The 13,067-nt window shown below is 71.0% G+C and carries 10 protein-coding genes; 7 read left to right on the forward strand and 3 right to left on the reverse strand.

The features are described from left to right. Positions 1 to 56 precede the first annotated feature (56 nt). Positions 57 to 1,328: a cysteine desulfurase family protein gene (locus ACEXQC_RS13715; protein WP_374823263.1), complete on the forward strand. Its 1,272-nt coding sequence runs from the start codon at positions 57 to 59 to the stop codon at positions 1,326 to 1,328. A 40-nt stretch (positions 1,329 to 1,368) separates the two neighbouring features. On the opposite strand, the gene ACEXQC_RS13720 is transcribed toward ACEXQC_RS13715, so the two are convergent. After that, positions 1,369 to 2,346 (reverse strand): endonuclease/exonuclease/phosphatase family protein, encoded by a 978-nt coding sequence (locus ACEXQC_RS13720; RefSeq protein WP_374823266.1) that lies wholly within the window; start codon positions 2,344 to 2,346, stop codon positions 1,369 to 1,371. Between the two features lie 98 nt (positions 2,347 to 2,444). Between ACEXQC_RS13720 and mnmA the strand changes: the two genes are divergently transcribed. From mnmA to gatB, 5 genes are read left to right on the forward strand one after another with little or no spacing between them, the layout of a single operon-like run. Beyond that, positions 2,445 to 3,566: a tRNA 2-thiouridine(34) synthase MnmA gene (mnmA, locus tag ACEXQC_RS13725; protein ID WP_374823269.1), complete on the forward strand. Its 1,122-nt coding sequence runs from the start codon at positions 2,445 to 2,447 to the stop codon at positions 3,564 to 3,566. Beyond that, complete coding sequence (ligA, locus tag ACEXQC_RS13730) at positions 3,566 to 5,989, forward strand: NAD-dependent DNA ligase LigA (protein WP_374823272.1); 2,424 nt, start codon at positions 3,566 to 3,568, stop codon at positions 5,987 to 5,989. The genes mnmA and ligA overlap by 1 nt, the downstream gene beginning before the upstream one ends. Positions 5,990 to 6,027: 38 nt before the next feature. Beyond that, positions 6,028 to 6,327, forward strand: coding sequence for an Asp-tRNA(Asn)/Glu-tRNA(Gln) amidotransferase subunit GatC (gene gatC, locus ACEXQC_RS13735; protein WP_374823275.1), 300 nt, complete (start codon positions 6,028 to 6,030; stop codon positions 6,325 to 6,327). Further along, entirely contained in the window at positions 6,327 to 7,871 is a 1,545-nt protein-coding gene (gatA, locus tag ACEXQC_RS13740; protein ID WP_374823278.1) for an Asp-tRNA(Asn)/Glu-tRNA(Gln) amidotransferase subunit GatA, read from the forward strand. Before gatC ends, gatA begins: the two co-directional genes overlap by 1 nt. Beyond that, a complete protein-coding gene (gene gatB / locus ACEXQC_RS13745; protein ID WP_374823281.1) occupies positions 7,871 to 9,388 on the forward strand; it encodes an Asp-tRNA(Asn)/Glu-tRNA(Gln) amidotransferase subunit GatB in 1,518 nt (505 codons plus the stop codon). Before gatA ends, gatB begins: the two co-directional genes overlap by 1 nt. Positions 9,389 to 9,397: 9 nt before the next feature. Here gatB and ACEXQC_RS13750 read toward each other — a convergent pair whose 3' ends face one another. After that, positions 9,398 to 10,000, reverse strand: coding sequence for a TIGR03086 family metal-binding protein (locus ACEXQC_RS13750; RefSeq protein WP_374823285.1), 603 nt, complete (start codon positions 9,998 to 10,000; stop codon positions 9,398 to 9,400). Positions 10,001 to 10,099: 99 nt separating this feature from the next. On the opposite strand from ACEXQC_RS13750, the gene ACEXQC_RS13755 reads away from it, so the two are divergent. Beyond that, positions 10,100 to 10,630 (forward strand): GNAT family N-acetyltransferase, encoded by a 531-nt coding sequence (locus tag ACEXQC_RS13755; RefSeq protein WP_374823288.1) that lies wholly within the window; start codon positions 10,100 to 10,102, stop codon positions 10,628 to 10,630. On the opposite strand, the gene ACEXQC_RS13760 is transcribed toward ACEXQC_RS13755, so the two are convergent. After that, positions 10,619 to 13,051 carry an MprF family protein gene (locus ACEXQC_RS13760; RefSeq protein ID WP_374823291.1) on the reverse strand — a complete coding sequence of 811 codons (2,433 nt, stop codon included), beginning with the start codon at positions 13,049 to 13,051 and terminating at the stop codon, positions 10,619 to 10,621. The genes ACEXQC_RS13755 and ACEXQC_RS13760 overlap by 12 nt on opposite strands. Positions 13,052 to 13,067 lie beyond the last annotated feature (16 nt).

The raw sequence follows: 13,067 nt of genomic DNA on the forward strand, positions 1-13,067 counted from the left end.
ATAGAGTAGTTGCAGCTCTTCTCCCCCCTGAAATCCGCTGGAATCCCGAGATCCGGATGCCTGTCTACCTCGATCACGCCGCCACCACGCCCCTCCTGCCCGAGGCGCGTTCGGCGTACATCGATGCGCTCTCGATCGTGGGCAATCCGTCGTCGATCCACTCGCAAGGGCAGCGCGCCAGGCGGCTGCTCGAGGAGTCGCGGGAGGCCGTTGCGGCGTCGCTCGGGGCGGAGCCGATCGAGGTCATCCTCACCTCGGGTGGCACCGAGTCGATCAACCTCGGGGTGAAGGGGCTCTACTGGGCGCGGCAGGCGGATGTGGCTCGGCCCGTCGTGCTGGTGCCCGGCGGGGAGCACCACGCCACGGTCGATGCCGTCGAGTGGCTGGCTCAGCACGAGGGCGCCGAGGTGGTGGAGCTGCCGGTCGATGCCCTGGGGAGGCTCGAACCCGCGGTGCTCACGGCGGCGCTCGCGCAGCACGGCGCATCCGTGGCCCTCGTGTCCCTTCTCTGGGCGAACAACGAAGTGGGCACGGTGCAGCCGGTCGCCGAGCTCGTGGCGGCTGCGGAGGCGTTCGAGGTGCCCGTGCACGTGGATGCCGTGGCGGCGTACGGGTACCTGCCGATCGACTTCCACGCGGTGGGGGCGGCGGCGCTCAGTGTGTCGGCGCACAAGATCGGCGGGCCGGTGGGGGTGGGGGCGCTCGTGCTGGCGCGGCGGAGCACGGTGGAGCCGCTCATCCACGGAGGCAGTCAGCAGCGCGTGCGCTCGGGCACGCAGGACGCGGCGGGGGCGGCGGCCTTCGCGGCGGCGGCGCGCCGCGTGACCGCGGAGTTCGCAGGCGCTGTCTCGACCGGGGGATCCGGCGCGGTGGCGGGCGCGGGCCTGGGCGCGGCCGCGGGCTCAGGCACGGTGTCGGTCGCGGGCTCCGGGTACCTCGCGGAGATCACGCGGCTGCGGGACCGCCTCGCGGCGGGCGTGCGCGAGGCGGTGCCCGAGGCGGTGCTGCGCGGCGATCCCTCCCCGGCGGGCCGGCTGCCGGGCAACGCGCACTTCACGTTCCCGGGCTGCGAGGGAGACTCGCTGCTGTTCCTGCTCGACATGGCGGGCTTCTCGGTCTCCACCGGATCCGCCTGCCAGGCCGGTGTGCCGGAGGTGTCGCACGTGCTGACGGCGATGGGGGTGCCGGATGACGAGGCCAGGGGAGCCCTCCGCTTCACCCTCGGACACGGCACCACGGCGGAGGAGGTCGACGCCCTCGTAGCCGCACTCCCGGCGGCCTACACCGCAGCCCGCAAGGCCGGCTTCGCCGCCCGCGTCGTCGTCTAGACGTCAGCAGGCAGGAGGTCAGCCGGCTGGAGGGCGGCGGCTAGAGGTTGAGGGTGGTGAGGACCGCGAGGTGGTCGGAGTCGCCCACGCGGAGGGTGGTGTTGGAGGTGACCTCCATGCCGCGCTGCAGCACGTGGTCGAGGCGCGTGACGGGGAAGGCGGCCGGCCAGGTGAAGCCCAATCCGCCCGCCGACTGGTTGGCCTCGTCGAGGGAGTCGAACAGGCCCGCCATCGAGCGGTCGGTCGAGGCCGCGTTGAAGTCGCCCATGAGCAGCAGTCGCTCGTTCTCGTCGCGCGGCGGGTAGTCGGCGAGGTTGGCGAGCATCTCGTCGCGCGCCGCGTGCTCGCCCGGGCGAGCAGAGGCCGCGTGCACCACATAGATGCTCACGAGGCCCGTGGGGGTCGCGAGGTCGGCCGCGATGCCGCGCTGCCACCCGAGGCCGAGGTCGAGGGCCTGCGCGTTCTCGATCGGGTACGAACTCCACACCCCGACGGTGCCGATGCCGTAGGTGTAGGGGTACGTGTCGCCGAGAATGGCCGCGACCTCCTCGCGCCCCGCGTCGTCCATCTCCTGCAAGGCGATCACCTGGGCGCCCGTGGCGGCGAGGATGCGAGCGGACTCGCCCGCGGTGCCGGAGTCGGCCTCCACGTTCTGGCTCGCCACCATGAGGGTGTCGGTCGCGACGGCGGGAGCGCTCCACGAGAGCGGCAGCAGGGCCGGCACGAACATCACGGCCCACACGACGGTCGGCACGAGCGTGGCGAGCACGGCACCCCGGCTGCGGCTGATGAGAGCCGCGATGAGCAGCACGGGGATGGCGAACCCGAACCACGGAAGCATCGACTCGACCACGAGGGCGAGCCCGAACAGCTCCGGCACGAGCACGTGCAGCCCCAGCACGAGGGCCAGCACGAGCGCGAGCACGCAGACGACGACGGCGAACCCCGTGCGTGGCGGGCGTCGCCGCCTCGGTGCGGATCGCCCTGCGCCACCCGGCGCCTGGAGGAGAGCTGACATCCAGCCCATTCTGCACGCCACGACTGGGCATTGCCCTCATCCGCGATGTGAATTCGGGGCCTCGGGCCGGTGTCGGAGGCCCGCCGTATGCTGGAGGCATGAAGGTTCTGGCAGCCATGAGCGGCGGCGTCGACTCGGCGGTCGCCGCAGCGCGCGCGGTCGAGGCCGGCCACGAGGTGGTGGGTGTGCACCTCGCACTCAGTCGCATGCCGGGCACCCTGCGCACAGGCAGTCGGGGCTGCTGCACCATCGAGGACTCCATGGATGCGCAGCGGGCGGCCGACACGATCGGCATCCCCTATTACGTGTGGGACTTCTCGGAGCGCTTCAAGGCCGACGTGGTCGACGACTTCATCGCCGAGTACACAGCGGGTCGCACTCCCAACCCCTGCATGCGCTGCAACGAGCGCATCAAGTTCGCCGCGCTGCTCGAGAAGGCGCTCGACCTCGGGTTCGACGCCGTCTGCACGGGCCACTACGCCACCATCGAGACGGATGCGCAGGGCAACCGCGAACTGCACCGCGCCGCCGCGTGGGCCAAAGACCAGTCCTACGTGCTGGGCGTGCTCACCGCCGAGCAGATCGACCACAGCCTGTTCCCGCTGGGCGCCACCCCCTCGAAGGCGGAGGTGCGCGCCGAGGCCGCTGCTCGCGGGTTCTCGGTGGCGAACAAGCCCGACAGCCACGACATCTGCTTCATCCCCGACGGCAACACGAGCGGCTGGCTGGCCGAGAAGGTCGGCACGGCGCAGGGTGACATCGTGGATCGCGAGGGCGCCGTCGTGGGCTCGCACGAGGGCGCGCACGCGTTCACGGTGGGTCAGCGCCGCGGCCTCAAGCTCGGCATGCCCGCCGACGACGGCAAGCCGCGCTTCGTGCTCGAAGTGCGCCCGAAGGAGAACACCGTCGTGGTCGGCCCGAAGGCGGCGCTCGACATCGCCGAGATCGCCGGCTCGAAGTTCACCTGGGCCGGTATGGCTCCCGAGCATCCGGAGCTCGGCTTCGAGTGCCAGGTGCAGATCAGGGCGCACGCCGATCCGGTCGACGCCGTGGCGGTCGTGCGGGCCGACTCCGCCCATCGGGAGGAGCTCGTGATCACACCGGAGAACCCCCTCAACGGAGTCGCCCCCGGCCAGACCGCCGTGGTCTACGTCGGCACCCGCGTTCTGGGCCAGTGCACCATCGACCGCACCGTGAGCGCTGTCCCCGTAGGAGTCTGATGTCCGACACGACCGCCCGGACCGAAGCCGAAGCGGAGGCCGAGCCCCTTCCCGACGAGACACCCGCCTCACTCGAGGCTGCGCGCGCCGAGGCCGAGCAGCTCACGACACGCATCCTCGAACTGCGCGACGAGTACTACGAGAAGAACGCCTCCACGGTCTCCGACGCCGAGTACGACGGTCTGGTGCGCCGTCTCGATGAGCTCGAGCGCACCCACCCCGAGCTCCAGTCGCACGACAGCCCCACCCAGACTGTCGGTGGTCGTGCCGAGACGACGATGTTCACTCCGGTCACGCACGCCGAGCGCATGCTCAGCCTCGACAACGTGTTCAGCGAGGAGGAGCTCGAGGAGTGGGCCGCCAAGGTGCAGCGGGATGCCGGCACGGGCGTCATCCGCTTCCTCAGTGAGCTCAAGATCGACGGCCTCGCCATCAACCTCCGCTACGAGAACGGCGTGCTCGTCACAGCTGCCACCCGCGGAGACGGGGTGGTGGGGGAGGACGTCACCGAGAACGTGCTGCAGATCGCCTCCATCCCCGAGCGCCTCGCCGGCACCGGTCATCCGCCCCTCGTGGAGGTGCGCGGCGAGATCTTCTTCCCCGTGGCTGCCTTCGACGAACTGAACGCCGGCCAGGAGGCCGCGGGCGAGCGGGTCTTCGCCAACCCGCGCAACGCCGCCGCCGGCTCGCTGCGGCAGAAGACCGAGGGCAAGAACGCCAAGCAGCTCGCCCTCGTGGAGGCGCGACTGCACCGGCTGCAGATGCTCGTGCACGGTGTGGGCGCGTGGGCGAACCCGCCCGTGGCCGCCCAGTCGGAGGTCTACGGGCTGCTGGCCGAGTGGGGGCTGCCCACCTCCACGCACTTCCGGGTGTTCGACACGATCGCCGAGGTGGCCGAGTTCATCCGGTACTACGGCGTGCACCGCTCGAGCGTGGAGCACCAGATCGACGGCATCGTCGTGAAGGTCGACGACCTGGCGCTGCACGACGAGCTCGGCGCCACGAGCCGTGCGCCGCGATGGGCGACGGCCTACAAGTACCCGCCGGAAGAGGTGAACACCAAGCTGCTCGACATCGTGGTGAGCGTGGGTCGCACGGGCCGTGCCACTCCCTTCGCCGTGATGGAGAAGGTGGAGGTGGCCGGCTCCGAGGTGCGCCAGGCCACGCTGCACAACCAGGACGTGGTGAAGGCCAAGGGTGTGCTGATCGGCGACACCGTGGTGCTGCGCAAGGCAGGGGATGTCATCCCCGAGGTGCTCGGCCCGGTCGTCGAGCTACGAGACGGCACCGAGCGCGCGTTCGTGATGCCCGAGGACTGCCCCGAATGCGGCACGAAGCTCGCCCCGGCCAAGGAGGGCGACATCGACCTCCGTTGCCCCAACGCGCGCAGCTGCCCCGCCCAGGTGCGTGGCCGCGTGGAGCACGTGGGATCTCGCGGAGGTCTCGACATCGAGGTGCTCGGTGAGGTCAGCGCCGCCGCGCTCACGCAGCCGCTCGAGCCGTCCGAACCCCCGCTCGACACGGAGGCGGGGCTGTTCGCGCTCACCATGCGCGACCTGTTCCCCATCCGCGTCGTCGTCCGCGACTCCGAGACCGGCATGCCGAAGCTCGACAAGGACGGGTCGTCGCCGAAGGTCGTGGCGCCGTTCCGACGGCAGCGCAAGAAGACGGATCCGGCCTTCGACCCGGAGGCCGAGGTCTTCGACGGCGACGCCGACTTCATCGCCTCGTCCAACGGCATCAAGCTCCTCGACGAGATCGAGAAGGCCAAGACCAAGCCGCTGTGGCGCATCCTCGTGTCGCTGAGCATCCGCCACGTGGGCCCCGTCGCCGCGCGGGCGCTCGCCGACTACTTCGGCTCCCTCGAGGCCATCCGGGCCGCGACCCGCGACGAGCTCGCGGCGGTCGACGGCGTGGGTGGCATCATCGCGGATGCGCTCATCGCGTGGTTCGAGGTCGACTGGCACGTCGAGATCATCGAGCGCTGGGCGACGGCGGGTGTGCAGTTCAGCACGCCGGGTCACCCGGGCCCGGGAGCCAACGTGGGCGCGGGCGGTGTGCTCGAGGGCATCACGGTGGTGGCCACGGGATCGCTCGAGGGCTACTCGCGGGAGGGTGCCCAGGAGGCGATCATCGCCGCGGGCGGCAAGGCCGCCTCGAGCGTGAGCAAGAAGACGGACTTCGTGGCCGCGGGCCCGGGCGCGGGCTCGAAGCTCGGCAAGGCCGAGGCGCTCGGCCTCCGCATCATCGACGCCGCCCAGTTCGCCCTGCTCGTGACGCAGGGGCCGGATGCGCTGCCGCCGGTCGAGCCGGCCGACGCCGCCGACGACGCCGAGGGCTCTGAGGGCTCTGACCCTGCCGAGAGCTCTGCCTCGGCCGACGCCGCTGCAGCCAGCACAGACCCCGTCGAGCCGACCGAATAGAATCTACGCACACCCCGCGAAGAGAACTCCGGAGCACCATGTCCGAAATCACCCAGGAGCAGGTCGCGCATCTCGCGAACCTCGCCAGGATCGCCCTCACCCCCGAGGAGATCGCGAGCCTCACCACCGAGCTCGGCTCGATCGTCGACAACGTCGCGAAGGTCTCTCGGGTCGCGACCGCCGACGTCCCGGCCACGAGCCACCCGATCCCGCTGCAGAACGTCTACCGCGACGACGTGCCGGGCAACACCCTCACCACCGAGCAGGCACTCGCCGGGGCTCCTGACCACGACGGATCGCGCTTCCGCGTGACCGCGATCCTCGGGGAGGAGCAGTGATGGCCCACCACGAGCACGAGATCGTGCGCCTCTCCGCCGCAGCTCTCGCCGAGCGCCTCGCCGCAGGCGACGTCACGAGCGTGGAGGCCACCCAGGCCCACCTCGACCGCATCGAGTCCGTCGACGGCGAGGTGCACGCGTTCCTGTACACGAACGCCGAGCTGAGCCTGCGCACGGCCGCCGAGATCGACGCCCGTCGCGCGGCGGGCGAGAGCCTGCACGCGCTCGCCGGCGTGCCGATCGCCATCAAAGACGTGATCGTCACGAACGACATGCCCACCACGAGCGGATCCAAGATCCTCGAGGGCTGGGTGCCGCCCTACGACGCCACGGTCATGAAGAAGCTCCGTGCCGCCGGCCTCGTGCCGATCGGCAAGACCAACATGGACGAGTTCGCGATGGGCTCCTCCACCGAGCACTCCGCCTACGGCCCCACCCACAACCCGTGGGATCTCGAGCGCATCCCCGGCGGCTCAGGTGGTGGTTCGGCCGCGGCGGTCGCCGCCTTCGAGGCGCCTCTCGCCCTCGGCAGCGACACGGGTGGGTCAATCCGCCAGCCCGCGCACGTCACCGGCACGGTCGGCGTCAAGCCCACCTACGGCGGCGTCAGCCGCTACGGTGCCATCGCGCTCGCCTCGAGCCTCGACCAGATCGGCCCGGTCAGCCGCACCGTGCTCGACTCGGCGCTCCTGCACGACGTCATCGGCGGCCACGACCCGCTCGACTCCACCTCGCTCACCGACGAGTGGCCCAGCATGGCCGAGGCCGTGCGCCGCGCCGACGTGAAGGGCCTCAAGATCGGCGTCATCCGCGAGCTCGACGGCGAGGGCTTCCAGCCCGGTGTGCTCGAGCGCTTCCGCGAGGCACTAGACCTGCTCGCCGCGAACGGTGCCGAGATCGTCGATGTGAGTCTGCCGAGCCTGGAGTACGCCATCTCGGCCTACTACCTCATCATGCCCGCAGAGGCCTCGTCGAACCTCGCCAAGTTCGACTCCGTGCGCTTCGGCCTGCGCGTCAACCCGCCGGGCGGCGGCACCGTCGAAGACGTCATGTCGGCCACCCGCGAGGTGGGCTTCGGCGCCGAGGCCAAGCGCCGCATCATCCTCGGCACCTACGCCCTGAGCGCCGGCTACTACGACGCCTACTACGGCAGCGCCCAGAAGGTGCGCACGCTCGTGCAGCGCGACTTCGCTGCGGCCTTCGCGGGCGTCGACGTGCTCGTCTCGCCCACGGCCCCCACCACGGCCTTCAAGCTCGGTGCGAACGACGGCGATCCGATGGCGATGTACCTCAACGACATCGCGACCATCCCGGCGAACCTCGCCGGCATCCCCGGCATCTCGCTGCCCGTGGGCCTGGCGAAGGAGGACGGCCTGCCCGTCGGAATCCAGTTCCTCGCCCCCGCGCGCGAAGACGCCCGCCTCTACTCGGTCGGCGGCGCCCTCGAGCGCCTGCTCGAAGACCGCTGGGGCCACACGCTCATTAGTCAGGCACCCGATCTCGCCCCCGGCGAGATGGCTGCCGCCGAGGAAGGGGCCGTCTGATGGCCAAGGCCAAGCTCATGGACTACGACAAGGCTCTCGAGCTGTTCGAGCCCGTGCTCGGCTTCGAGGTGCACGTCGAGCTCTCCACGAAGACCAAGATGTTCTCCTCCGCCCCGAACTACTTCGGTGGCGAGCCCAACACCAACATCACGCCCACGTGCCTCGGCCTGCCCGGTTCGCTCCCCGTGGTCAACGGCCAGGCCGTGCGCTACTCGATCAGCTTGGGCCTCGCGCTAGGCTGCCAGATCGCGCCCTCCAGCCGCTTCGCGCGCAAGAACTACTTCTACCCCGACCTCGCCAAGAACTACCAGATCTCGCAGTTCGACGAGCCCATCGCTTTCGGCGGATCGGTCGATGTCGAGCTGCCCGACGGCCGCACCTTCACGGTGCCGATCGAGCGCGCGCACATGGAGGAGGACGCCGGCAAGCTCACGCACGTGGGCGGATCGACGGGCCGCATCCAGGGTGCCGAGTACTCCCTCGTCGACTACAACCGCGCCGGTGTGCCGCTCGTCGAGATCGTGACCGACATCATCTACGGGGCCGAGAAGGATGCGCCGGAGCTCGCGAAGGCGTACGTCGCCACCATCCGCGACATCGTCGTGGCCCTCGGCATCTCAGACGCCAAGATGGAGCGCGGCAACCTGCGCTGCGACGCCAACATCTCGCTGCGCCCTCGCACGGCTCCCGGCGAGCCGCCCGCGCCGCTCGGCACCCGCACCGAGACCAAGAACGTGAACTCACTGCGCTCGGTGGAGCGCGCCATCCGCTACGAGATCCAGCGCCAGGCGCAGATCCTGGCCGACGGCGGCACCATCACGCAGGAGACCAGGCACTGGCACGAAGACACCGGCGCCACCTCGGCCGGTCGCCCCAAGTCGGACGCCGACGACTACCGCTACTTCCCCGAGCCCGACCTGCTGCCGGTCGTGCCCTCCCTCGAGCTCATCGAGGAGCTGCGTGCCGCTCTGCCCGAGCCGCCCGCAGCGCGTCGCCGTCGCCTCAAGCAGGAGTGGGGCTTCACCGACCTCGAGTTCCAGGACGTGCAGAACGCCGGACTGCTCGTCGAGGTCTCCGAGACCGTCGCCGCCGGTGCATCGCCCCAGGCGGCACGCAAGTGGTGGTCGGGCGAGATCTCGCGCATCGCGAACGCCCGCTCGGCCGAGGCGTCGTCGCTCGTGGCTCCCGCCGATGTCGCCGCCATCGTGGCGCTCATCGACAGCGGTGCGCTCAACGACCGCCTGGCCCGCCAGGTGCTCGAGGGCGTCATCGACGGTGAGGGATCGCCTCAGGAGGTCGTCGACGCCCGCGGGCTCGCCGTGGTCTCCGACGACGGGGCGCTCATCGCCGCCATCGACGAGGCGCTCGCAGCTCAGCCCGACGTGCTGGCCAAGATCAAGGACGGCAAGGTGCAGGCCGCAGGGGCTGTGATCGGTGCCGTCATGAAGGCCATGAAGGGCCAGGCCGACGCCGCGCGAGTGCGCGAGCTCGTGCTGGAGCGCGCCGCCGCCGAGTAGCCTCCGCCCTCAGGAGAGCACGCGCATGTCGCGGCCGGTGAGAGCGAGGAGGCGTGCCTGCAACGGCGCGTCCTCCTCCACCGGCACGGGCGAGGCGAAGAGGCCGCTGGCCTCGAGCGCGTCCTTCTGCGGTTCGAACACGGTCCAGACCGCCTCGATGAGCTCGATGTCGAGCCGCTCCTCGGCCCCCACGGCGCGAGCCAGGTCCCAGGTGTGGATGGTGACGTCGGAGACCTGTTCCTTGAGGTAGTCGATCGCCGTCACGGTGTCGGAGGCGAGCTGCACGGGAGCCTCGGGGGAGGCGTCGCGCCAGGCCGTGGTGGCCGCGAGCGAGTAGCGCTTCCACTCGGTCACGAGGTCGTCGTCGAGCCGGCGCAGGCGACTCCGGGCGTGCCCCGTGCTGAGCCCTGAGAGCAGCCACGGCACCCACTGCTGCTCCTCGATGACGTGGCTCACGAGGTCGCGCACGTTCCACTCGGTGTCGGGGGTCGGGGCCTCCCAGTCGGTCACGACCGCCACGCGGTTCGCGAACTCGCGGTGCGCCCGCTGCTGGAGTCGCAGCCAGGTGCGGGCCTCCTGGTCGAGGGTGGGGGTGGGTGTGGTGTCGGTCATCGCTCGCTCCTCACGATCTCTATTCTCCAATGGCGGAGGGCCCGCGCGCATTCCGCACCCGCGCATCCGCTTCGGTAGGGTCGCTCTGTGCAGACCCTCGTGAGACCCCTGACTGACGTCGACCTCGACCGCCTGATCGAGCTCAACCGCGCGGCCGTGCCCGCCGTGAACGACATCGACCGCACCGAGATGGCCGCGCTCGTCGCGCAGGCCGAGCTCGCCGTCGCCGTGGTGGATGCCGCGCATCCGGATGCCGTGCTGGGCTTCGTGCTGGCTCTCCGCCCCGGCCTCGACTACGCGAGCGAGAACTACCGCTGGTTCAGCGCACGCGGCGCCGACTTCCTCTACGTCGACCGCATCGTGGTGGCCGACGGCTACCGCAGTGCCGGTCTGGGGGCCGCGCTCTACGGAGCCGTGTTCGACCGCGCGCGCGAGCTCGGCGCCGAGGAGGTCGAGTGCGAGGTCAACGTGGAGCCGCCGAACCCCGGATCGATGGCCTTCCACGGTCGTCTCGGCTTCGAGGAGGTCGGCCGGCAGTCCACGAAGGGCGGTGCCGCTGTGGTGGCACTGCTCGTGCACCAGCTCACCCCGGATGGCCCGGGTAGCCCGCTGCAGTCGTCAGTCGCGTGAGGCGAGCGCTCTCACCGCCTGGCGGGCCGAGAGCGTGGGCAGGTAGGCGCGCGCGAGGGCGACTCCGATGGCCGGCAGGGTCAGCGGATCGCGGTAGCAGAGGTGGAGCCGTTCGATCTCGGGCCGGAACTTCAGCTTGAACCGCAGCAGCGAGCGGAAGCCGTAGACCGGTTCGAGTGTGCGGCTGAGGAACGACAGGATGCCCGAGGTGGGCTCGTCGGCGGTGGCGGTCGTGGCGAGCGGCGCCCCTGAGAGGCTCACGAACTCCCTCCCGTCATCCCGGGCGCGCAGGATGGTCTGGGCGATGAGGAACTCCATGAGCCCGTTCATGCCGTCGGGCCGCCGGCGCATGAAGTCGAGGGTCCAGCCCACCACGCGGCCGTCGCGGAAGGTCGGCAGCCAGCTCGTGACACCCTGCACCCGGCCATGCGCGTCGATCGCGATCATGAGCCTCACCTCGGGAGCCATCAGCTCCTCGAGGCCGCCCAGGGTGAACCCCATCTCGGGGAGCCCCTTCTCCGCCACCCACAGCTCCGAGATCTCGCGGATCTGGCCGGTCACCGAGGCGTCGAGGCCGTCGTAGGTCGTCCACTCCGCTCTGAGGCCCTCCTTCACCGCCCTGTTGATGGAGGTCCGCACATCCTGCATCTTCTTGCCGTCGGTCGACCAGCCCTCGGGGTGCACCACGGTCTCCTCCGCCACCTGCAGGGACGACCACCCATCGGCGGCGAGTTCGGAACGCAGCGCGTCGGTGACCGAGTAGAACACCGGGGTCCAGCCGCGATCGGCGGCGTGGGCGGCGAACGCGCGTGCCGTCTCCGGGTGCGTCGGCACCGGGCCGAGCGGATCGCCCGTCGTGATGGCGACCCCCGCCACCACGCGGTAGGCGATAGCACCGCCGGAGGGGGCGAACCAGTAGTCGTTGCCCGGCCACGTGGCCATCCACGAGAGGGTGCCTCCCGATCCCGCCTCGATGAGTGCGCGCACCCGTGCGGCGTCGCCGGCAGCGCCGAGTGGACCCGGGCGACGCATCGCCACAGCCGCGAGGGCGATGAGCCCCAGCCAGAACACCGGACCGACCCACTGCGAGGCGATCACGGCGACGGGCCCGGTGGGGATGACGTCGACGGGCTCGAACGCGAGGAAGCTCACGGGCACGAAGCGCTCGGGCAGGTCGAGCAGCAGCGCCGAGGCCGTGGCGGCGGGTGAGAACTGGTCGCGCACCGACAGCGCGATGACGAGGTAGAGCGAGGCGAGCCCCGTGAAGAGGGTCGCCGAGGCCACCGCGAACCTCGGCAGCGACCATCCGCCCGGACGGGGGAAGAGGCGGCGGGAGGCCAGCAGGGTCACGGCGATCACGAGCGGCACGGCCGCGGAGACGATCTCGAACGTGAGGTAGTCGTCGGCCGCCCCCTGCTGGAATCCCGAGGTCTCCGAGCTCGAGAGCCACGGCACGAATCCGAAGTACACGGCGGCGAGTGCGGAGAGCGCCACGTTGATGCCGGCCGCGAACCAGAGGCCCACGATGCGCCCGAGACGGATGCCCCTCGCGGCCACGAGCAGCGCGAGGAGGGGGAGGAGCGTGAGCAGCACGGCCCCTGGCCCGTCGAGCCGGGAGAGGGCCAGGGCGTCGACGCAGTGCCTCGAGTAGTCGGTGGCCTGGCAGCGGGCGGCGATGGCCGCGTAGTCGCGGAGCGGATCGCGGAAGAGCAGGCCGAGCGGGTTGAGCACTCCGCTGCCCTTCGGCGACACGATCGTGACGAGGGGCCCGAGGGCTGTGACCGCCACCACGGCCGCGAGGAGCGTGCGCGTCTCGCGCCGGGTGGCGCGGGGCCGGCGCAGCACGAGGCGGTGCGGGGCCTCCCCTCCGCCCCGCGCCTGCCGCCTGACCAGCACGGTGCCGACGGCGAGTCCGACCAGCGCGGCGAACAGCCGGAAGAGGTCGGAGGGCTGGCCGGAGTAGAGCACGAACACGAACAGCACGGCGAACCCCACCACACGGATGCGGCGTCTCAGCAGGGGGCCGGTGAAGGCGCTCGCCGCCATGAGCACCCCGGCGAGGGGCACGACGGGGTCGACGGTGTGCTGCACACGGGTCTGCCCGGCCGAGTAGAGGTCGAGCACCACGCCGAAGCCCTCGGCGGCGAGCCCTGTGACGATGCCGAGCACCGTCACCACGAGGAAGACGGCGATCACGCGCCCGTGACCCATCCGCCGTTCGGCCCAGCCGAGCCCCAGCACGAGGCCGGCCGCGACCACGACGAGCGCGGCGGCGTCGCGCACGAAGAACGCCGAGGTGAGCACCGAGAGCCAGTCGTGCTGCAGGAACACGGCGTCGAAGCCCGTGCCCACGAGGTCGTCCATGCGGCCCCGGTTGCGCTCGTCGCGCAGGCTCAGCCGCACGATGCTGGCGATGAGCACCAGGCCCACCACCACC

Origin of the sequence: Herbiconiux liukaitaii (assembly GCF_041927495.1) — a bacterium.
Classification (GTDB): Bacteria; Actinomycetota; Actinomycetes; order Actinomycetales; family Microbacteriaceae; genus Herbiconiux; species Herbiconiux liukaitaii.